General features: G+C 71.5%; 16 protein-coding genes. 11 read left to right on the top strand and 5 right to left on the bottom strand.

The genetic code is table 11. The features are described 5' to 3' along the window. Positions 1 to 3: 3 nt before the first annotated feature. On the bottom strand, positions 4 to 1305 hold the full coding sequence (locus tag FS532_RS13370) for an MFS transporter (RefSeq protein WP_144755139.1): 1302 nt from the start codon (positions 1303 to 1305) through the stop codon (positions 4 to 6). Positions 1306 to 1344: 39 nt separating this feature from the next. Between FS532_RS13370 and mnmA the strand changes: the two genes are divergently transcribed. The 11 genes from mnmA (at position 1345) to gap (ending at position 16241) form a co-directional block, all read left to right on the top strand. Then, positions 1345 to 2451, top strand: a complete 1107-nt coding sequence (gene mnmA, locus FS532_RS13365; RefSeq protein WP_144755137.1) for a tRNA 2-thiouridine(34) synthase MnmA — start codon at positions 1345 to 1347, stop codon at positions 2449 to 2451. Between the two features lie 36 nt (positions 2452 to 2487). Further along, complete coding sequence (gene ligA / locus FS532_RS13360) at positions 2488 to 4812, top strand: NAD-dependent DNA ligase LigA (RefSeq protein WP_144755134.1); 2325 nt, start codon at positions 2488 to 2490, stop codon at positions 4810 to 4812. Between the two features lie 181 nt (positions 4813 to 4993). Then, entirely contained in the window at positions 4994 to 6352 is a 1359-nt protein-coding gene (locus tag FS532_RS13355) for an alpha/beta hydrolase (protein ID WP_144755131.1), read from the top strand. An 89-nt stretch (positions 6353 to 6441) separates the two neighbouring features. After that, positions 6442 to 8700, top strand: coding sequence for a transglycosylase domain-containing protein (locus FS532_RS13350; protein WP_144755128.1), 2259 nt, complete (start codon positions 6442 to 6444; stop codon positions 8698 to 8700). A 48-nt stretch (positions 8701 to 8748) separates the two neighbouring features. Next, a complete protein-coding gene (gene gatC, locus FS532_RS13345) occupies positions 8749 to 9048 on the top strand; it encodes an Asp-tRNA(Asn)/Glu-tRNA(Gln) amidotransferase subunit GatC (protein ID WP_079238471.1) in 300 nt (99 codons plus the stop codon). Next, positions 9045 to 10589 (top strand): Asp-tRNA(Asn)/Glu-tRNA(Gln) amidotransferase subunit GatA, encoded by a 1545-nt coding sequence (gatA, locus tag FS532_RS13340; RefSeq protein ID WP_144755125.1) that lies wholly within the window; start codon positions 9045 to 9047, stop codon positions 10587 to 10589. The genes gatC and gatA overlap by 4 nt, the downstream gene beginning before the upstream one ends. Next, positions 10589 to 12094 carry an Asp-tRNA(Asn)/Glu-tRNA(Gln) amidotransferase subunit GatB gene (gene gatB / locus FS532_RS13335; protein WP_144755121.1) on the top strand — a complete coding sequence of 502 codons (1506 nt, stop codon included), beginning with the start codon at positions 10589 to 10591 and terminating at the stop codon, positions 12092 to 12094. The genes gatA and gatB overlap by 1 nt, the downstream gene beginning before the upstream one ends. Positions 12095 to 12215: 121 nt before the next feature. Next, a complete protein-coding gene (locus FS532_RS13330; protein ID WP_144755118.1) occupies positions 12216 to 13358 on the top strand; it encodes a type III polyketide synthase in 1143 nt (380 codons plus the stop codon). After that, a complete protein-coding gene (locus tag FS532_RS13325) occupies positions 13355 to 14077 on the top strand; it encodes a methyltransferase domain-containing protein (RefSeq protein ID WP_260852701.1) in 723 nt (240 codons plus the stop codon). Before FS532_RS13330 ends, FS532_RS13325 begins: the two co-directional genes overlap by 4 nt. A 100-nt stretch (positions 14078 to 14177) precedes the next feature. Further along, positions 14178 to 15128, top strand: coding sequence for a GlxA family transcriptional regulator (locus tag FS532_RS13320; protein ID WP_144755115.1), 951 nt, complete (start codon positions 14178 to 14180; stop codon positions 15126 to 15128). Between the two features lie 108 nt (positions 15129 to 15236). Next, positions 15237 to 16241 (top strand): type I glyceraldehyde-3-phosphate dehydrogenase, encoded by a 1005-nt coding sequence (gene gap, locus FS532_RS13315; protein ID WP_144755112.1) that lies wholly within the window; start codon positions 15237 to 15239, stop codon positions 16239 to 16241. Between the two features lie 226 nt (positions 16242 to 16467). Here gap and FS532_RS13310 read toward each other — a convergent pair whose 3' ends face one another. From FS532_RS13310 to FS532_RS13295, 4 genes are read right to left on the bottom strand one after another with little or no spacing between them, the layout of a single operon-like run. Further along, positions 16468 to 17553 carry an N-acetylglucosamine kinase gene (locus tag FS532_RS13310; protein WP_260852700.1) on the bottom strand — a complete coding sequence of 362 codons (1086 nt, stop codon included), beginning with the start codon at positions 17551 to 17553 and terminating at the stop codon, positions 16468 to 16470. Further along, on the bottom strand, positions 17541 to 18845 hold the full coding sequence (locus FS532_RS13305; protein WP_144755109.1) for a 6-phospho-beta-glucosidase: 1305 nt from the start codon (positions 18843 to 18845) through the stop codon (positions 17541 to 17543). Before FS532_RS13305 ends, FS532_RS13310 begins: the two co-directional genes overlap by 13 nt. A gap of 7 nt (positions 18846 to 18852) precedes the next feature. After that, positions 18853 to 19743 (bottom strand): carbohydrate ABC transporter permease, encoded by an 891-nt coding sequence (locus FS532_RS13300; protein WP_144755106.1) that lies wholly within the window; start codon positions 19741 to 19743, stop codon positions 18853 to 18855. Then, positions 19743 to 20786 (bottom strand): carbohydrate ABC transporter permease, encoded by a 1044-nt coding sequence (locus FS532_RS13295; protein ID WP_222121996.1) that lies wholly within the window; start codon positions 20784 to 20786, stop codon positions 19743 to 19745. Before FS532_RS13295 ends, FS532_RS13300 begins: the two co-directional genes overlap by 1 nt. Positions 20787 to 20788 lie beyond the last annotated feature (2 nt).

Genomic DNA, 20788 nt, shown 5'->3' with positions numbered 1-20788 from the left:
CCGTCAGCGCAGTCGACGGGGGAGGTACCGCGGGACGTAGCGCAGCAGGATGCCCGCGCCGACCAGGCCGAGCACGCCCATCACCCCGCTCGCCACCGCGATCGACGCGACGGCGGTGACGCCGGAGATGACCAGTGGCGCAGCCGCCTGCCCGAAGTCGCCGGTGAAGCGCCACGCGCCGAGGAACGGTGCCGGGTGGTCCCGTGGCGCGAGGTCGGCACCGAGCGTCATGAGGATGCCCGAGCCGACGCCGTTCGCGAGGGACATGCCGATCGCGATCGCGACGAACCAGCCCACCCGGGCGTCGAGGTGCCCGGACCACGCGAGCAGGAAGTAGCTCACGCTCAGGCCGAGCATGCAGGGGAGGGCGCTGGCCAGGCGCCCCCAGCGGTCCATGATCTGCCCGCTCGTGTAGAAGAGTGCGAAGTCGACCGCACCGGCGATGCCGATGACGAGGGCGGCGGTCGAGTCGTCGAGTCCGACGCTGACGGCCCAGAGCGGCAGGATGACCTGCCGTCCGGCGCGGAGCGCGCCGATCAGGCCGGCACCGCTGCCGAGCCGCAGCAGGACGGCTCGGTTCGCGCGGATGGTGCGGAAGAGACCGTGGGCCTCCTGCTGGACGAACTGCGCGCCGGTGTCGGTGGGTGGCTCGGTCGGGCGGCCTGCGTCGGTCGTGGGGTCGACGGTCGGCCTGGAGGCGCGGGGCGGCTTGCGGAAGCCGCGTGCGCCCGTCGCGGGGTCGCGCAGGACGAGGAGCACCACCGCTGCCAGGAGGCAGCAGACGATGTGGATCCAGAACGCGCTCTGCGTGGTGCCGGTCAGGTGCACGACGCCGGCGGCGATGAACGGGCCGACGAAGTAGCCGAAGCGGAACACCCCGCCGAGGCTCGACAGGGCCCGGGCCCGGATGGCGAGCGGGATCGCGGTCGTCATGTAGGCGTGCCGCGCGAGGGCGAAGACGGCCGTGGAGACACCGACGAGGAACACGCCGAGCGCCAGGACCCAGGCGTTCGGCGCCACGGTGCAGACCAGGAGCCCGACGACGGAGACGGCCGCTGCGCCGATCATCGCGTTCCGCTCGCCGATCCGCGCGACGACGACTCCGGACGGCACGTCGCCGATGAGCTCGCCGACGAGGATGAGGGCCGCGACGAAGCCCGCGAACGCCAGGCTGGCCCCGAGGGAACTCGCTGCGATCGGGATGATCGGGATGATGGCGCCCTCGCCGATCGCGAAGAGGGCGGCGGGCAGGAAGCCGGACAGCAGCACCGCCCGGAAGTCGAAGGCGGGGGTCTCGGAGGTCATCGCTCGTGCAAGGGTACGCCCGCGGCTTACCCTGGTGGCATGCGAGTACTTGCAGCGATGAGCGGCGGCGTCGACTCGGCGGTGGCCGCCGCCCGGGCCGTCGACGCCGGACACGACGTGGTCGGCGTGCACCTCGCGCTGAGCCGGATGCCGGGCACGCTCCGCACCGGCAGTCGCGGCTGCTGCACGATCGAGGACTCGATGGACGCCCAGCGCGCCGCAGCCGCCCTCGGCATCCCGTACTACGTGTGGGACTTCTCGGCTCGGTTCAAGGAGGACGTCGTCGACGACTTCGTGGCCGAGTACCAGGCCGGGCGCACCCCGAACCCGTGCATGCGCTGCAACGAGCGGATCAAGTTCGCGGCGCTGCTCGAGAAGGCGCTCGCCCTCGGGTTCGACGCCGTCGCGACCGGCCACTACGCCTCGATCGTCACCGGCCCGGACGGCGCCCGTGAACTGCACCGCTCGGCGGCGTGGGCGAAGGACCAGTCGTACGTCCTCGGCGTCCTGACGGCCGAGCAGCTCCAGCACGCGATGTTCCCGCTCGGAGCCACCCCGTCGAAGGACGAGGTCCGGGCCGAGGCAGCAGCGCGCGGCCTCACCGTCGCGCAGAAGCCGGACTCGTACGACATCTGCTTCATCCCCGACGGCGACACCCGCGGCTGGCTCGCCGACCGCGTGGGGACGACCCCCGGCGACGTGGTCGAGCGGGACGGCACGGTCGTCGGTTCGCACGACGGGGCGACCGGCTACACGGTCGGGCAACGGCGGGGCCTCGCGCTCGGCCGTCCCGCCGCCGACGGCAAGCCGCGCTTCGTGCTCGAGATCCGTCCGAAGGACAACACCGTCGTCGTCGGCCCGAAGGCAGCGCTCGACGTCACCTCGATGTCGGGCTCGCGGTTCACCTGGGCGGGCACCGCGCCGGCGGACCCGTCCGTGCCGTTCGCGTGCGACGTGCAGATCCGGGCGCACGCCGACCCGGTGCCCGCGACCGCACGGGTGACCGAGGGGCAGCTCGTCATCGACGTCGACGAGCCGCTCTCCGGCGTCGCGCCGGGGCAGACCGCGGTGGTCTACGTCGGGACGCGCGTGCTCGGGCAGTGCACGATCGACGCGACGGTGTCGGCGGTGCCCGTCTCCGCCTGACGTTCGGGGTCGGTGGTTCACGGTAGAACTGATGCCATGAGCGACACGACGTTCGAGACCCTGGCCCCGTCCGATCTCGACGGTGCCCAGGCGCAGCGGGAGGTCGAACGGCTCCGCGTCCGGATCAACGAGCTCCGCGACCAGTACTACGAGGGCAACGGTTCGACGGCGTCGGACGGCGAATACGACGCGCTCGTGCACCGGCTCGACGCGATCGAGCAGCGCTTCCCCGACCTCCTGACCGAGGACAGCCCGACGCAGACGGTCGGTGGTCAGGCGCAGACCGTCCAGTTCGCCCCGGTCGAGCACGCCGAGCGGATGCTGAGCCTCGACAACGTCTTCAGCCCCGAGGAACTCACCGACTGGGCGATCAAGGTCCAGCGTGACGCCGGCACCGAGCGCGTCCGGTTCCTCACCGAGCTCAAGATCGACGGGCTCGCGATCAACCTCCGCTACGAGAACGGTCGGCTCGTCTCGGCTGCCACCCGCGGCGACGGCGTCGTGGGCGAGGACGTGACCGGCAACGTCCGCACGATGGGCACCATCCCGGACCGCTTGTCCGGCTCCGGGCACCCGCCCATCGTCGAGGTCCGCGGCGAGATCTTCTTCCCGGTCGAGCAGTTCGACGAACTCAACGCCAAGCAGCGCGACGCGGGGGAGCGGGTCTTCGCGAACCCGCGCAACGCCGCCGCCGGGTCCCTCCGCCAGAAGGAGGAGGGCAAGTCCGAGGCGAAGCGTGAGCTCATGGTCGACCGGTTGCGGCGGCTCCGCATGCTGGTGCACGGCATCGGCGCCTGGCCCGTCCGGGAACTCGAGCGGGACACCGACGTCCGCGCCCAGTCCGAGGTCTACGAGCTCCTGCAGACCTGGGGCCTGCCGACGAGCACGCACTACCGGGTCTTCGACTCCATCGACGAGGTCCTGGGGTTCGTCAAGGACTACGGCGACCGACGAGCGTCGGTGGAGCACCAGATCGACGGCATCGTCATCAAGGTCGACGACCTCGCCCTGCACGAGGAACTCGGGTCGACCTCGCGCGCACCCCGCTGGGCGATCGCGTACAAGTACCCACCGGAAGAGGTCCACACGAAGCTCCTCGACGTGGTGGTCAGCGTCGGCCGCACCGGTCGGGCGACGCCGTTCGCCGTGATGGCCCCGGCCGAGGTCGCCGGATCGGTCGTGCGTCAGGCGACCCTGCACAACCAGCAGGTCGTGAAGGCGAAGGGCGTCCTCATCGGCGACACCGTCGTCCTGCGGAAGGCCGGCGACGTCATCCCCGAGGTGCTCGGGCCGGTCGTCGAGCTCCGGGACGGCAGCGAGCGCGAGTTCGTCATGCCGACGAACTGCCCCGAGTGCGGCACGCCCCTCGCCCCGGCGAAGGAGGGCGACATCGACCTCCGCTGCCCGAACGCGAAGAGCTGCCCGGCGCAGGTCCGCGGCCGGGTCGAGCACATCGCGTCGCGCGGGTCGCTCGACATCGAGGGGTTGGGCGAGGTCGCTGCGGCAGCACTCACCCAGCCGCTGTCCCCGGAGCAGCCCCCGCTCGTGACCGAGGCCGGCCTGTTCGACCTGACGATGGAGGACATCGTCCCGATCGAGGTGATCGTCCGCGACGCCGAGACCGGCATGGAGAAGACCACCGACGACGGCGCACCCAAGCGGGTCACGCCGTTCAGCCGGGCGCGCAAGAAGACCGACCCGCCCTTCGACCCGGAGGCCCGCGGCGCGGACCACACCGGCGAGCCGAGCCGGTACCCCTCGAAGAACGCGTTCGAGATGCTCGCGAACATCGACGCCGCCAAGACGAAGCCGCTGTGGCGGATCATGGTCGGCCTGAGCATCCGCCACGTCGGCCCCGTCGCTGCCCGTGCCCTGGCGAACCACTTCGGGTCGCTCGACGCGATCCGAGCGGCCTCCCGCGAGGAACTCGCGGCGGTGGACGGTGTCGGCGGCATCATCGCCGATGCCCTGCTCGCCTGGTTCGAGGTCGACTGGCACCGCGAGATCATCGACCGTTGGACGGCCGCGGGCGTGCAGTTCACGACACCCGGCCACCCCGGCCCCGGCGCGGCGAGCGAGGAGGGCGGGATCCTCAGTGGCTTGACGGTGGTCGCGACCGGTTCGCTGGAGGGGTACAGCCGGGAGGGCGCGCAGGAGGCGATCATCGCTGCGGGCGGCAAGGCAGCTTCGAGCGTCAGCAAGAAGACCGACTTCGTGGCGGCCGGGCCTGGCGCCGGTTCGAAGCTCGCGAAGGCCGAACAGCTCGGCGTGCGCATCATCGACGCCGAGCAGTTCCGGGTCCTCGTGACCGAGGGCCCCAGTGCCCTCGGCGAACCCGAGGCTGACGCTCCGGAGAGCTGAGCGGAACTCTGGAGCACGTCGCGCGCCTGTCCGCACGCCGCGGCGCGCCTGTTGATGCACCCAGTTCAGGGGTCAAGTTGCATCCCGCACGCCCTCGGAAGGCCATTCTCCTTACACTCGACAGAGCATCACCTGTCGCCTGCAGGGAGACGACAGGACGGCCTTCCCGGGGGAGACCCGATTGCTGCTCATCGCCGCGGCTCTGCTCACCGCCTCGATGCACTCGTTCGGAGTGGTCGAGGCCCCCGTCGCGCCCGCGCCGCACTCGGCGGTCGTCGTCGCCGCGGTGGCGAAAGTACCTGAGGGGAATTCAGTACCCCGCCCGGTCATGACCGGGGTACAGATCACGGTCGACGACCTGGGCGCCGCGCACGGACGCACGTTCCTGGTCGACCTGACCGGCTTGGGACGCTCCGACCTCCTACGGGCCAACGGCGACCGCAGGGTGCTCGCCACGGCGCAGGACGCGCCGCCGACCGCGGCCGAGGTCGCCACGTGGTGGGCGGGACTCGGTGCCGAGGACCGCCAGCGACTCGAGACGTTCGCGCCGTCGGTCGTCGGCAACCTCGACGGCGTCCCGTACGCCGTCCGCGACCGGGCGAACCGCGCGGAGCTCGCGTCCGGGCTGGCGGACCACGCGGCGTCGGCGGCGCGCGCGGCGCTGCTCGGGCAGGTGCGGGACTCGCTGCGGCACGACGTGGGAGCGCCGGACCGGTACCTCGTCACCCTCGACACCCGCGGGTCCGGCCGCGCGGCGATCGCCATCGGGGACCTCGACACCGCGGCCGACGTCACGGTCGTCGTGCCGGGCATGTTCTTCACCGTCACGGGCCAGATGACGGACTTCACGAACACCGCGAACGACCTCTACAGCGAGCAGGCCACGCTCTCCGGGATCGCCGCACCGGGTTCGGGCAGCGGTGTCGCCGTGGTGGCCTGGATGGGGTACCGCACGCCGGACCTGTCCAACATCCTGTCGCTCGGGCTCGCCAAGACCGGGGCGGCGCGGCTCGAACGTGCGGTCGACGGGGTCCGCCAGGTCCGGGACGGCGAGGAGCCCCGCGTGAACATCGTCGCCCACTCGTACGGGTCGACGACCGCCCTGATGGCACTCGCCTCCGGCAAGATGCGCGCCGACACCCTGACGGTGCTCGGTTCCCCGGGCAGTGACGTGCAGCACGCGGGCGACCTCGCGGTGCAGCGCGACCAGGTCTTCGTCGGCGACGCCCACAGCGACCCGATCGCCGGGTCGGGCTACTTCGGCACCGACCCCGGGTCCGCGGCGTTCGGCTCGACGCTGCTCGACCTCGCCGGGGGAGTCGACACGCAGGACGCCGGCGACGTGTTCCGCCGCCCCGTCGGACACAACGACTACCTCAAGCCCGGCACGGCCTCGCTGCACGACGTGGCACTCATCGCCGTCGGACGGGGTGACCTCGTCCGCGAGCAGGTCCGGCGCGGCGAGGGCGGCCGGGACGGCGTGCCGCAGTCGCCGGACATGTACCTCGTCCGACCGCAGGACCTGCAGCCGCGCGACTGACCGAGCCTGGGTGGCAACCTGAACACCGGCGCAGCCTCGACTCGTTCCACGGCAGAACCAGTACAGACCGCCCCCATACGGTGCGGAGCATGCGTGTGGTGCGATGGCCTGGTGCTCTCCTGACGTTCGTCGCGATGTCGGCGCTGGCCGGCATGCTCGTGGCCGTCGCGGTCACCCCGGGGGTCGCCGTCGCGGGCGAGGGCACCTCCGGAGCGGTCTCCTTCTTCGAGGACCTGCCGAGCTACCTCGACATCCAGACCCCGCAGCAGGTGTCCTCGGTCTACGCGACCAAGGGCGGACAGCAGGTCAAGATCGCGTCGTTCTACGCCGAGAACCGCACGACCGTGGCCTCCGACGCGATGGCGAAGTCGCTCAAGCAGGCGGCCATCGACACCGAGGACCCGCGCTTCTACGACGAGGGCGGCATCGACGTCGTCGGCACCCTCCGCGGCGCTGCCGCGACCGTCGTCGGCGGTGACGTGCAGGGCGGGTCGAGCATCACGCAGCAGTACGTGAAGAACGTCCTCGTCCAGCAGTGCGAGGAGCTCACCGGCACGAACGCGGCCGACACCGAGAAGAAGATCGCCGCGTGCTACGAGGACGCCGCCGGGGTCACCCCGCAGCGCAAGCTGCAGGAGATGCGGTACGCGATCGCCGTCAACAAGAAGTACTCGAAGGACCAGATCCTCACCGGGTACCTCAACCTCGTCGGGCTCGGCGGCCGGGTGTACGGCGCCGAGGCCGGCGCCGAGTACTACTTCGGCGTACACGCGAAGGACCTCTCCCTCGTGCAGTCCGCCACCCTCGTCGCCATCCTGAACAACCCCTCGAACCTCCGGATCGACCAGCCCTCCGACGCCGACAACGGCACGGCGAACGGGTACGCGGCGACGAAGGACCGCCGCGACTACGTGCTCCAGCGGATGTACGTGCACCACGACATCACCGAGGCACAGCTCGACGCGGCGAAGGCGACGCCCGTGACGCCGAAGATCACCGCCACCGCAAACGGCTGCTCGTCGGCCGCGACGGGCTACGACGCCGGCTACTTCTGCGACTACGTGCGGAACCAGGTCCTGCAGGACCCCGCGTTCGGCAAGACCGCAGCGGAGCGCATCGCGACGCTCGACACCAAGGGACTCGAGATCCACACCTCGCTCGACCTCGACCTGCAGGCGCAGGCACAGACCGCGCTGTCGACCTACGTCCCCGCGACCATGGCGGGCGTCGACGTCGGCGGTTCGAACGTCACCGTCGAACCGGGCACCGGACGGATCCTGTCGATGGTCCAGAACACCGCGTACACGCAGGGCGACAACGCCGCCGCCGGGTCCACGGCGGTGAACTACAGCGCTGACAGCGGCTACGGCAACTCGGGCGGCTTCCAGACCGGTTCGACGTACAAGGTCTTCACACTGGCGGAGTGGCTCGCCACCGGGCACACGCTGTCCGAGTCGGTCTCGACCAGTGAGCACACGTTCGAGAACTCCGAGTTCACGAACTCCTGCCAGAACGTCAACGGCGGGACGTGGCCGGTGTCCAACGCCGAGAGCGTCCCCGCATCGATGACCGTCCAGGCGGCGACCTCGGAGTCGATCAACACCGCCTACGCGCAGATGGGCAAGCAGCTCGACCTCTGCAAGATCGCGCAGCTCGCCCAGTCGATGGGCATCCACCCGGCGTCGGGCGGCCAGCTGACGCAGACACCGTCGTCGATCCTCGGTGTGAACGACCTCTCGCCGATCGACCTGGCCGAGGCCTACGCGGGCTTCGCGAACGGCGGGGTCGTCTGCACCCCGACCGCGATCGACTCCGTGACCGAGTCGGACGGCACGAAGATCACCCCCTCGCCGTCGTCCTGCACGCAGGGTGTCTCGGCCGACGTCGCGGGCACCGTGGACTACGCGTTGCAGGGCGTCCTGACCGGGGCCGGCACGGCCGCGAGCGCGAACCCGGGCGACAGCACCCCGAAGTTCGCGAAGACCGGGACCACCGACGGCGACGTGCAGAACTGGCTCGTGGCGTCGTCCACCAAGTACACGAACGCGACCTGGATCGGGAACGTGCAGGGCGGCGTTAGCCTGGCGAACTGGCCGTTCCTGCAGGGCACGACCGGGTACAGCGCGAAGTTCGGGGTCGGGAAGTCGATGATGTCCTACCTCGACCAGACGGTCGGCGGGGGAGCACTGCCCACGCCTGACCCGGCGATGATCGGCCAGGCGACCCACGCGTCGACCCAGTCGTCGTCACAGGGCACCGGCACTGCCACGGGCCAGTCCACGCCGAACGAGCAGCAGAGCCAGCAGCAGTCTCCACAGAAGCAGCAGGAGAAGCAGAAGGGGAAGTGACGCACCAATAGACTGGTGGGCATTCCACGAACCGATCGACGGAGCACCATGCCTGACATCACGAGCGAGCAGGTCGCCCACCTGGCGAACCTCGCGCGTATCGCACTCACGCCCGACGAGATCGAGAAGCTGACCGGGGAGCTGTCGCACATCGTCGAGAGCGTCGCTAAGGTCGCCGAGGTCGCGACCCCCGACGTCCCCGCGACGAGCCACCCCGTGCCGCTCGGCAACGTCACCCGACCCGATGTGGTCGGACCGACGCTGACGCAGGAGCAGGCGCTCTCCGGGGCGCCCGACTCGGACGGCGAACGGTTCCGAGTGACCGCCATCCTGGGAGAAGAACAGTGACCGACATCACGCGGATGAGCGCCGCGGCGCTCGCCGACGCCCTCGTGGCGCGCGACGTCTCGAGCGTCGAGGCCACCCAGGCCCACCTCGACCGCATCCAGGCGGTGGACGGCGACGTCCACGCCTTCCTGCACGTCAACCAGAACGCCATCGCCGCGGCGAAGTCGATCGACTCCCGCCGTGCCGCGGGCGACGACCTCGGCCCGCTCGCCGGCGTGCCGATCGCGGTGAAGGACGTCCTGTGCACGCAGGACATGCCGACCACCTCCGGCTCGAAGATCCTCGAGGGCTGGGTGCCGCCGTACGACGCCACGCCGGTCGCGAAGCTCCGCGCCGCCGGTCTCGTGCCGCTCGGCAAGACCAACATGGACGAGTTCGCGATGGGCTCGACGACCGAGTTCTCCGCGTACGGCCCGACCCACAACCCATGGGACCTCGACCGGATCCCCGGCGGGTCCGGCGGTGGCTCGGCCGCCGCGGTCGCCGCGCACGAGGCACCGCTCGCACTCGGCTCCGACACCGGCGGCTCGATCCGCCAGCCGGGTGCCGTCACGGGCACCGTCGGCGTGAAGCCCACCTACGGCGGTGTCAGCCGCTACGGCGCGATCGCCCTGGCGTCCAGCCTCGACCAGATCGGCCCGGTGTCGCGCACCGTCCTCGACGCCGCGCTCCTGCACGACGTCATCGGCGGGCACGACCCGAAGGACTCGACGAGCATCCCGGACGCGTGGCCCTCGATGGCCGCCGCCGCGCGCGAGGGGCTGCAGGCGGACACGCTGCGCGGCCTCAAGGTCGGCGTGGTGAAGGAGCTCGCCGGGGGCGAGGGCTTCCAGGCCGGCGTCACCCAGCGCTTCCAGGAGACCGTCGCGATCCTCGAGGCCGCGGGCGCCGAGGTCGTCGAGATCGACGCGCCCTCGTTCGCGTACGCGATCAGCGCCTACTACCTGATCCTCCCGGCCGAGGCCTCGTCCAACCTGGCGAAGTTCGACTCGGTGCGCTTCGGCCTCCGTGTCACGCCCGAGAACGGCGCAACGGTCGAGGACGTCATGGCCGCCACGCGCGAAGCCGGCTTCGGTCCCGAGGTCAAGCGCCGCATCATCCTCGGCACCTACGCCCTCAGCGCCGGGTACTACGACGCGTACTACGGCTCGGCGCAGAAGGTCCGCACGCTCGTGCAGCGCGACTTCGCGGCCGCGTTCGAGCAGGTCGACCTCCTCGTCAGCCCCTCGGCGCCGACGACCGCCTTCCCGATCGGCGAGCGCATCGACGACCCGCTCGCGATGTACCTCAACGACCTCACGACGATCCCGGCGAACCTCGCCGGTGTCCCCGGCATGAGCATCCCGAACGGCCTCGCGCCCGAGGACGGCCTGCCCACGGGTGTGCAGCTCATGGCGCCGCAGCGCGAGGACGCCCGCCTCTACCGGTACGGCGCCGCGCTCGAGCGACTGCTCGAGCAGCAGTGGGGTCGACCGCTCATCGACAGCATCCCGGACCTCGACCAGAGTCAGCAGTCCGCTGCGCAGGAAGGTGTGATCTGATGGCGCAGAAGGACGCGCTGATGGACTTCGACGAGGCACTCCGGCTGTACGAGCCGGTCCTCGGGTTCGAGGTCCACGTCGAGCTCGCGACGAAGACCAAGATGTTCTCGGACGCGCCGAACTTCTTCGGTGGCGAGCCGAACACGAACGTGACCCCGGTCGACCTCGGGCTGCCCGGGTCGCTGCCGGTCGTGAACGCCCAGGCCGTGCGCTACTCGATCCAGCTCGGGCTCGCGCTCGGCTGCTCGATCGCCGAGTCCTCGCGGTTCGCCCGGAAGAACTACTACTACCCGGACAACCCGAAGAACTACCAGATCTCCCAGTTCGACGAGCCCATCGCGTACGAGGGCGAGGTCGAGGTCGAACTGGCCGACGGCACGATCTTCAACGTGCCGATCGAGCGCGCCCACATGGAGGAGGACGCCGGCAAGCTCACGCACGTGGGTGGCGCCACCGGCCGCATCCAGGGTGCCGAGTACTCCCTCGTCGACTACAACCGTGCGGGTGTCCCGCTGGTCGAGATCGTCACGAAGCCGATCTTCGGCACCGAGGAGCGCGCTCCGGAGCTCGGCGCCGCGTACGTGCAGGTCATCCGTGACCTCGTCCGGGCGCTCGGGGTCTCCGAGGCCCGCATGGAGCGGGGCAACCTCCGCTGCGACGCGAACATCTCGCTGCGTCCCCGTGGCCAGGAGAAGCTCGGGACCCGCACCGAGACGAAGAACGTGAACTCGTTCCGTGCCGTCGAGCGCGCGATCCGCTACGAGATCCAGCGGCAGGCCGCGATCCTCGCCGCCGGTGGTTCGATCACGCAGGAGACCCGGCACTGGCACGAGGACACCGGTCGCACCTCGGCCGGCCGACCGAAGTCCGACGCCGACGACTACCGCTACTTCCCGGAGCCCGACCTGCTCCCCGTGGTGCCGGACCCCGCCGTGATCGAGGAACTCCGGGCGTCCCTGCCGGAGGCCCCGGTCGCGCGTCGTCGTCGCCTGAAGGGCGACTGGGGCTTCACCGACCTCGAGTTCCAGGACGTCGTCAACGGCGGGCTGCTCGACGAGCTCGAGGGGACGGTCGCCGCCGGTGCTGCGCCGCAGGCCGCCCGCAAGTGGTGGACCGGTGAGATCAGCCGCGTCGCGAACGCGCAGGACGCGGCCGCGGGCGACCTCGTGGCCCCGAAGCACGTCGCGGAGCTCATCGCGCTCGTCGAGTCGGGTGACCTCACGGACCGTCTGGCGCGCCAGGTGCTCGAGGGCGTCATCGCGGGCGAGGGTTCGCCGGCGCAGGTCGTCGAGTCCCGTGGGCTCAAGGTCGTGTCGGACGACTCGGCACTCACCGCCGCCGTCGACGAGGCACTGGCCGGGCAGCCCGACGTGCTCGCGAAGATCAAGGACGGCAAGGTCCAGGCCGCCGGCGCGATCATCGGTGCCGTCATGAAGGCCATGAAGGGCCAGGCGGACGCCGCTCGCGTCCGCGAGCTGGTGCTGGAGCGCGCGCAGCAGTCGTAGACCAGGCCACAGAGCGGACGGGAGGCGCGGTGCCAGCTGGCACCGCGCCTCCCGTCCGTCGTCCGTCGGGTCCAGAGCGACAACCTGGGGACGCGTCAGCGATCCGGTGACAAGATGGGTCGTGACCGCAACGATCCGCGCCATCGGTACCGCCGTCCCCGCGACGACGCTCGACCAGGGCCGCGTGCGCGACCTCTTCTCCTCGCAGCCGGGCCTCGGCCGGCTCGGCAGCCGACTCGTGCCGGCGGCGTTCGACGCCTCGGCCGTGGACCACCGGCACACCGTCCTCGACGAGCTGGACTCGTCGCGCGCAGGTGGTGCCTTCCGGGACGACGACGGCACCCTGCGGTCCCCGACGACCGGGGCCCGCAACGACCGGTACCGCGAACTCGCGCCGCCGCTGTTCGTCGCCGCTGCCCGCGACGCCGTCGAGCGCGCGGGCGTGGCCCCGGAACGCATCACGCACCTCGTGACGGTCTCCTGCACCGGGTTCACGCAGCCGGGCCCCGACATCGACGTCGTCGAGCAACTCGGACTCCCGGCCGGGGTCTTCCGCCACCACATCGGGTTCATGGGGTGCTGCGCGGCCTTCCCGGCGCTGCGGATCGCCGCCGCGTTCGTCGAGGCCGACCCGGACGCGGTGGTCCTCGTCGTCTGCGCCGAGCTCTGCACGCTGCACGTCCGGGCATCGGACGACCCGGACCAGATCGTCGCGAACAGCGTCTTCGGCGACGGAGCCGCTGCTGCCGTGGTGGCGTCCGACGGCGCCGGGCTCCGGCTCGAGGGCTTCGCGACGGCCGTCGTCCCGGAAGGCGCGTCGGAGATGGCGTGGAACATCGGCGACGAGGGGTTCGAGATGGTGCTGTCCACTGCGGTCCCGAAACTCGTCGGCGCACACGTCCCCGGCGCCGTCGCACCGCTGCTCGAGCACGTGGGCACGCCCGCGGACGTCCCGGTGTGGGCGGTCCACCCCGGTGGACGCGCCATCCTCGACCGGACGCAGGAGGCCCTCGGGCTGCCGGACGCGGCCATGGCGTCGAGCCGTCGGGTGCTCCGCGAACACGGGAACATGTCCAGCGCGACCGTGCTCTTCGTGCTGCGGGACGCCGTCGACGCCGGCCTCGAGGACGGCAGCGACGTCGTCGCCCTCGCGTTCGGTCCCGGGCTCACGGTCGAGTCGGCGCGCCTGACCGCCGTGCGGACCGAGGCCTCGCCCGCGGTCGAACCGCAGCGGGTGCCGGTCGCGACCACGGGAGCAGCGTGAGCGAGCGGGACGGAGCCGGGGCGCGCCTCCAGGTCGTTGACCTGCGCACCCGTGCGCTCGACCTGACCGAACTCATGGACGACCCCGACTGCGACCCGCGCGCCCTGGCGCGCACGTTCCGTCGCTTCGCACTCGTCAACGCCCTCGTCAGCGGCTGGCGTGCGGCGTGGCGGACGCACGTCGCTCCAGCGCTGCCGGCGAGCGGTCGCGGGCGGATCCTCGACCTCGGGTGCGGCGGCGGTGACCTCGCACGGGCGCTCGTGCGGTGGGCTGCGGCGGACGGGTTCGAGGTCGAGGTCGTCGGTGCCGACCCGGACGCCCGTGCCATCGAGGCCGCACAGCGCTCCACCCCGCGCGGCGTCACGTTCCGGCAGCAGTCCAGCCAGGAGCTCGTGGCCGCGGGGGAGCGGTTCGACGTCGTCGTGTCGAACCACGTGCTGCACCACCTCGGCGACGAGGAGCGCCACGGGTTCCTCGCCGACTCGGAGTCACTGGCGGGCAGCCGGAGCCTGCACTCGGACATCCGGCGCTCCACCGAGGCCTACCGGGCGTACGCGATCGGATCGGCGCTCGTCGCAGCCGGGACGTTCGTGCGCGTCGACGGATTGCGCTCGATCCGGCGGTCGTTCACACTGCCCGAGCTCCGGGACGCGCTGCCGACCGGGTGGCGGGCGGAACAGGCCGCGCCGCACCGGGTGCTCGCCATCCGGGACGCCTGAGTCAGTCCCGCTCCGCCGCCTGACGGAGCAGGTCCGCGTGCAGTGCCGCTGCGCCGGCGGCGTCGAGGTCGAGCACCTGCTCCTCGGCTAGCGTCGGAGCATGTCCTCGACACCGCTGCACCGCGTCGCGGTCCTCGTGCTCGACGGGGCGAAACCGCTCGACGTCGGGATCCCCGCGCAGGTGTTCTCGAACCGGCCGAGCATGCCGTACGAGGTCCGGGTGTGCGGGCCCCGGGTCGGTCGGATCACGGGCGGGGACGGGCTCGCCTACGCGGTCGACCACGGGCTCGACGCACTCGAGTGGGCGCAGACGGTGTTCGTGCCCGGTTACCGGTTCCCCGCGGACACGCCACCGCCCGCGGACGTGGTGGCCGCGCTCGCCCGGGCCCACGAGCGGGGCGTGCGGATCGCGGCGATCTCCACGGGGGCGTTCGCGCTCGCCGAGGCCGGGCTGCTCGACGGGCGCCGGGCGACGACGCACTGGCACTACACGCGGGTGCTCCGTGATCGGTTCCCCGAGGTCGACGTCGACGAGGACGTCCTGTTCGTCGACGCCGGCTCGGTGCTGACGAGTGCCGGGGCGGCGAGCGGGATCGACCTGTGCCTGCACATCGTGCGCCAGGACCACGGCGTCGGCCTGTCGAACCACGTCGCCCGGCGCCTGGTGAGCGCCCCGTACCGGAGCGGCGGTCAGGCGCAGTACGTGCCCCGGAGCATGCCGGAGCCGCTCGGCGACGTGTTCGCCGCGACGCGCGAGTGGGCACTCCGGCACCTCGCCGATCCGCTGACGCTCGAGGTGCTCGCCCGGATCGCCCGGGTCTCGCCGCGGACGTTCTCGCGACGTTTCGTGGAGGACACCGGGTACACGCCGATGCAGTGGGTGCTCCGTGCCCGGGTCGACCTCGCGCGTGAGCTGTTGGAGCGCTCGGACCTGTCGATCGACCAGGTCGCCGAGCGTGCCGGCCTCGGGTCGGACGCGAACCTGCGGACGCACTTCCGGCGGATCCTCGGGACCTCGCCGACCGCGTACCGCCGCACGTTCCAGGACTGACGCGAACCACGCTCTGGTGGCGACATCCTTTCGGACGCTGGCTTCCCTGCCACTGGAGTCGTGCCTCCAGGCCGGTGAGCATGGACCGCGGAACGAAAGGAAGTCCACATGACCCGCATCGCCATCAACGGCTTCGGCCGCATCGGCCGGAACACCCTCCGTGCACTCATCGCGCGTGGGGGCGACGACCTCGAGGTCGTCGCCGTCAACGACCTCACCGCACCCGACACCCTCGCCCACCTGTTCCGGTACGACTCCGCGCTCGGCCCGTTCCCGGGCACCGTCGAGGTCGACGGCGACACGCTCGTGATCGACGGCCGACGCGTCCGCGTCCTGGCGTCGCGCGAACCCGCGGACCTGCCGTGGGGCGAGCTCGGCGTCGAGGTCGTCCTGGAGTCCACCGGGCGCTTCACGGCACGCGACGCCGCTGCCGGACACCTCACCGCGGGCGCCCGTCGTGTCCTCATCAGCGCTCCGGCGACCGGGGCCGACGCCACGATCGCCTACGGCGTGAACACGGACGTGTTCGACCCGGCGGCGCACACCGTCATCTCGAACGCGTCCTGCACGACGAACGCGCTCGCCCCGCTCGCCTCGGTGCTGGACGACCTCGCGGGCATCGAGCACGGGTTCATGACGACCGTGCACGCGTACACGCAGGAGCAGAACCTGCAGGACGGGCCGCACCGGGACCTCCGACGCGCGCGTGCTGCCGGGGTGAACATCGTGCCGACGTCGACCGGTGCCGCGAAGGCCATCGGGCTCGTGCTGCCGCGTCTCGAGGGCAAGCTCTCGGGTGACGCGATCCGGGTGCCCGTGCCGGTCGGGTCGATCGTCGAGCTGAACACCGTGGTGTCGCGCGACGTCACGGTCGACGAGGTGAACGAGGCCTACCGTGCAGCCGCCGCCGGGCCGCTCGCGGGTGTGCTCGCGTTCACGGCGGACCCGCTCGTGTCGACGGACATCACGGGGCGGCCGGAGTCGAGCGTGTTCGACTCGCTGCTCACCCGCGTCGACGAGGGCCGTCACGTGAAGGTGGTCGCCTGGTACGACAACGAGTGGGGGTTCTCGAACCGGGTGGTCGACACGCTGGGGATGCTGGCGCGCGCGTAGCGGGGCCGCGGGCGCGGCCGCGGCCGCGGCGGGTGCGGCGGGTCGCACTGTCGGCTGTCGGCTGTCGGCCGGTCGGACTGGAGGCGCGGTGCGGGCTGGTACCGCGCCTCCCGTCCGGTAGTGATCTCGTTTCGGGCTGTGCGACAGTTCACGGGTCCTGGTGGCCGTGAACTGTCGCTGGGCGCGAAACCCCGTGGCGTGCGGCGCGGCCGCACCGGGTCCCGCGTCAGCGGATGAGGGCCGTCGTGCTCGTGAAGGAGCGGGAGCGCACGGCCTCGCGGTAGCGGTCGAGCGCTGCCTCGTCGGCTCCGACCGACTCCAGCGCCGCCAGCCCCGCCCCGAGCACCGGAGGATCGGTCACCCAGGTCGGGACGGCTCCGGGCACGCGCTCCGCGAGTCCCGACACCACCCCGTCCACGAGCAACGGGTGCCGGGCCGCGAGCACCCCGCCGCCGAGCACGACGGGCACGGGGTGGGCTGCCGAGCCGCCGAGTCCGAGCCGCTCGAGGGCGACCGCCGCGAGGATCACGATCTCCTCGGCCTGCCGTGCGACCACGCGTGAGGCCACCACGTCACCGGCCGCGGCTACCTCGAACAGCACCGGGCACAGCCGGTTGAACACCCGCTGGTCGAGGCGTCCGAAGTGGATGGCCTCGGTCACCTCGCGGACGCTCCGGAGCCCGACCGCCGCCGGTACCGCGCTGACCAGTGCCGTCGCCGGACCGCGGCCGTCGTCCGCCCGGGCAGCGTGCCACAGCGCCCGGTTGCCGAGGTACGCGCCGCCGCCCCAGTCGCCGGAGACGTCCCCGATGGCCGGGAACCGGGCCGTGGTGCCGTCGGCCCGCACGGCAAGCGCGTTGATGCCCGTGCCGCAGACCACGGCGGCGGCGTCCGGGGACAGGGTTCCCGCCCGCAGCAGCGCGAACAGGTCGTTGTCGAGGACGTGCGGCGCCCCGCCGTCGGACTCCCAGTGCGCGAGCGCAGTGGTGGCGGCGACGAGTTCGTCGTGCAGGTCGAGCCCGGCGAGGTACACGTGCGTCGTCCGGATCCGACGGTCGCCGAGCTCGCCGACGACCCGGGAGCGGACGTCGTCGAGGATCGGCCCGGCGACGTCCCACCCGCGCGTCTGCGGGTTCGAACCGGGCCCCCGCGCGTGCCCGACGATCGAACCGTCGAGTGCGATGGCGACGACGTCGGTCTTGCTCCCGCCGCCGTCGACGGCGAGGACGACGTCGTTCGGGTGCGGGGGGACCGGCGCCGGCGGCCGTTCGACCCGGGCGGTCCCCGACGGACCCCGGCTCAGCCCGCCCACGTCAACTGCTCCGATCGCGTCCACGGCAGGTGCTCCGCGTTCGCGGCCAGGAGCAGGTCGGTGAGCTTCTCGGCCTTGTCGACCTGTCCGACGAGGGGGTGCGCCCACATCGCGCGGAGCACGCGGTCGCGGCCACCGTGCACGGCTGCGTCGAGGGCGAGTCGTTCGTACCCGGCGACGTGCGACACCAGGCCTGCCATGTCCGGGGCGAGCGGCGAGACCGGCAGCGGCGTGATCGCCTGCCGGGTGACGCGTGCCGGGACCTCGATCACGTGGTCGTCGGGCAGGAACGGGAACGTGCCGTCGTTCCGGACGTTGAGGACCTGCACCTCGCCGCGGTCGCCGAGGATCGAGGACAGCACGTCGATGGCGGCCTCGGAGTAGTACGCACCGCCGCGCTGCTCGAGCTCGACCGGCTTCGTCACGACGGCCTCGTCGGCGTACTTGGCCAGCAGTGCCGACTCGGTCTCCATCACGGCCTCGGCGCGCGTGCGCTCGTGCAGCTGTTCCTCGAGCACGACGTCGTGGCTGTAGAAGTAGCGCAGGTAGTACGAGGGGACGGCGTGCTGCAGGCGGATGAGGTCGGCGGGCATGTGCACGCTCTCCGCCATCCGGTCGAGGGCACCGGTGTCGGCGGCGAGCAGGTCGGACAGCACGTCACGCTCACCGGAAGCGTCCGTGACGTGCACGCCGCGCTCCCACGTGAGGTGGTTGAGGCCGACGTGGTCGAGCCGGACGGCCGACGGGTCGACCTGGAACTCGGCGGCGAAGCGCCGTTGGAACCCGATCGCGACGTTGCAGAGCCCGACGGCGCGGTGGCCGGCCTCGAGCAGGGCGCGGGTGACGATGCCGACCGGGTTCGTGAAGTCCACGATCCAGGCGTCCGGCTTCGCGTGCTTCCGGACGAGCTCCGCGTACTCGAGCACGACCGGCACGGTGCGGAGCGCCTTCGCGAACCCGCCGGGCCCGGTGGTCTCCTGCCCGATGCAGCACGCGTCGTGCGGCCAGGTCTCGTCCTGCTGCCGGGCGGCCTGCCCACCGATGCGGAGCTGGAACATGACGGCGTCGGCATCCGCGACCCCGGCGACGACGTCGTCCGTGACGTGGACCGTACCCGGGTGTCCGGCGTGCGCGAACATCCGCTTGGCGACGCCGCCGACGAGTTCGCGTCGGACCGGGTCGGGGTCGACGAGCCAGAGTTCGTCGATGGGCAGCTGGTCGCGGAGCCGGGCGAAGCCGTCCACGAGTTCGGGGGTGTAGGTGGATCCGCCACCGATGACTGCGAGTTTCACTGTGGTGCTATCCCTTCACGCCGGTGAGCGCGATGCCCTCGACGAATGCCTTCTGTGCGAAGAAGAAGATGACGACGACGGGGACCATGACGACGACGGTCATCGCCATCGTCATCGACCAGTCCGTGCCGTGCTGGCCCCGGAACGTGGCGAGTCCGTACGCCACCGGCCAGGCGGCCTGGTTCTCGGACGCGTAGAGGAGCGGGCCGTAGTAGTCGTTCCAGGAGTGGAAGAACATGAAGATCGCCGCCGACGCGATGCCCGGACGCGCCATCGGCACGACGACCCGCCAGAGCACGCCCCACTCGCTGCAGCCGTCCATCCGTGCGGCGTCGCCGTACTCCTTCGGGATGGTCATGAAGAACTGGCGGAGCAGGAAGATGCTGAACGCGTCGCCGAGCAGGTTCGGCAGGATCACCGGCCAGAGCGTGCCGGTCAGGTGCAGCTGGGACCACATCACGTAGACCGGCACCGCGGTGACCTGCGGGGGCAGGAGCATCGCGACGATGATCACCGTGAAGATCAGGTTCGCGCCCTTGAACTTGATCTGGGCGAGCGCGTACGCCGCCGGGACCGAGCTGACGAGCATGAACGCGGTGGCGAGCACGGCGTACATCGACGAGTTGCCGAACCACTGCGCGAGCGGCAGTTCGGTGAACACCCGGGCGTAGTTCGAGAAGTCGAACGGGCGCGGCAGGATCGACGCCGTCAGTGCCTGGTTGCTCGACATCAGCGAGGTCAGGACGACGAACACGATCGGGGCGATCGTCAGGACACCGAGCGCGACGAGCGCGGCGTGCTCGGCGATCCAGACGAGGGTGCGCCCACGGGGGCGGCCGGTGCGCGGGGCGGTTCCCCGCGGCGCGCGGGCCAGTGGGGACTGGGAGACAGCGGTCATCAGGACTCCTCCGGCCGGAACACACTGATCCGGCGCATCGTGAAGACGAGCACCACCGCGGTGACCACGAACAGCACCACGGCCATCGCGGACGCGTAGCCGAACTGGAAGTTCGCGAACCCGTGCTGGTAGAGCAGCTCGGTGTAGGTGAGCAGCGAGGTGCCCGGGTAGCCGAGCTGCGCCGCCGTCCCACCGCCGATCGTCGCCTTCCCGCTCGCGACACCCGAGGCCACCGCGGCTTCGGTGAAGTACTGCAGCGCGGCGATCACCCCGGTGACGGCCGCGAAGCCGATGACGGGCGCGATCGTCGGCAGCGTGATGTGCCGAACCTGCTGGACACCGTTCGCACCGTCGAGCGACGCGGCCTCGTACAGGTCGCGCGGGACGTCCAGGAGCGACGCCAGGAAGATGATCATGATGTCGCCCATCACCCAGACGCCCATGATCACGAGTGACGGCTTCGACCACGCCGGGTCGTTGAACCACAGCGGGCCGTCGATGCCGAACACCCGGAGGACCTGGTTGACGGGGCCGGTGCCGGGGTTGAACAGGAACACGAACGCGACGACGCTCGCGACCGGCGGCACCAGGGCGGGCAGGTAGAACAGCGTCCGCCAGAACCCTGTTGCCGTCTTGGCGCGGCTGAGCAGCCCGGCCACCAGGAGCCCGCAGACGATCCGGACCGGCACGAGGATGACCACGAACCACAGCGTGTTGACGACCGCGGGCCAGATCTGCGGGTCCTGCGTGAACAGGAACCGGTAGTTCAGCAGCCCGACGAACTCGGGTTCCTGCAGCTGGTTGTAGCGCGTGAACGAGTAGAAGATCGACGCGACGAGCGGGTAGGCGAAGAAGATCACCAGGCCCGCCAGGGCCGGGGCGAGCATCGTCAGGGCGACCAGGCGGCGGGACTCGGCGGAGCGCCGCCGACGTGGCTGGGTCCCGGGGGCCGTCGAACGCGACCCGGCGCTGGCCGGCGGCCGGGAGGAGCGGGTGGGCCGCGCCTCCAGGCTGCCGGTCTCAGGGGTGGTGACGTCCGTCATGG

Source organism: Curtobacterium pusillum (genome assembly GCF_007673235.1).
Taxonomy (GTDB): Bacteria; Actinomycetota; Actinomycetes; order Actinomycetales; family Microbacteriaceae; genus Curtobacterium; species Curtobacterium pusillum_C.
This window is presented reverse-complemented; position numbering and strand designations above follow the sequence as displayed.

Bases quoted from the DNA above. Each gene is read 5' to 3' on its own strand.
- FS532_RS13295 (WP_222121996.1), bottom strand. From the start codon at position 20,786: ATGACGGACGTCACCACCCCTGAGACCGGCAGCCTGGAGGCGCGGCCC.
- gatC (WP_079238471.1), top strand. From the start codon at position 8,749: ATGCCTGACATCACGAGCGAGCAGGTCGCCCACCTGGCGAACCTCGCG.
- FS532_RS13350 (WP_144755128.1), top strand. From the start codon at position 6,442: ATGCGTGTGGTGCGATGGCCTGGTGCTCTCCTGACGTTCGTCGCGATG.
- mnmA (WP_144755137.1), top strand. From the start codon at position 1,345: ATGCGAGTACTTGCAGCGATGAGCGGCGGCGTCGACTCGGCGGTGGCC.
- gap (WP_144755112.1), top strand. From the start codon at position 15,237: ATGACCCGCATCGCCATCAACGGCTTCGGCCGCATCGGCCGGAACACC.
- FS532_RS13300 (WP_144755106.1), bottom strand. From the start codon at position 19,743: ATGACCGCTGTCTCCCAGTCCCCACTGGCCCGCGCGCCGCGGGGAACC.
- FS532_RS13320 (WP_144755115.1), top strand. From the start codon at position 14,178: ATGTCCTCGACACCGCTGCACCGCGTCGCGGTCCTCGTGCTCGACGGG.
- gatB (WP_144755121.1), top strand. From the start codon at position 10,589: ATGGCGCAGAAGGACGCGCTGATGGACTTCGACGAGGCACTCCGGCTG.
- FS532_RS13370 (WP_144755139.1), bottom strand. From the start codon at position 1,305: ATGACCTCCGAGACCCCCGCCTTCGACTTCCGGGCGGTGCTGCTGTCC.
- ligA (WP_144755134.1), top strand. From the start codon at position 2,488: ATGAGCGACACGACGTTCGAGACCCTGGCCCCGTCCGATCTCGACGGT.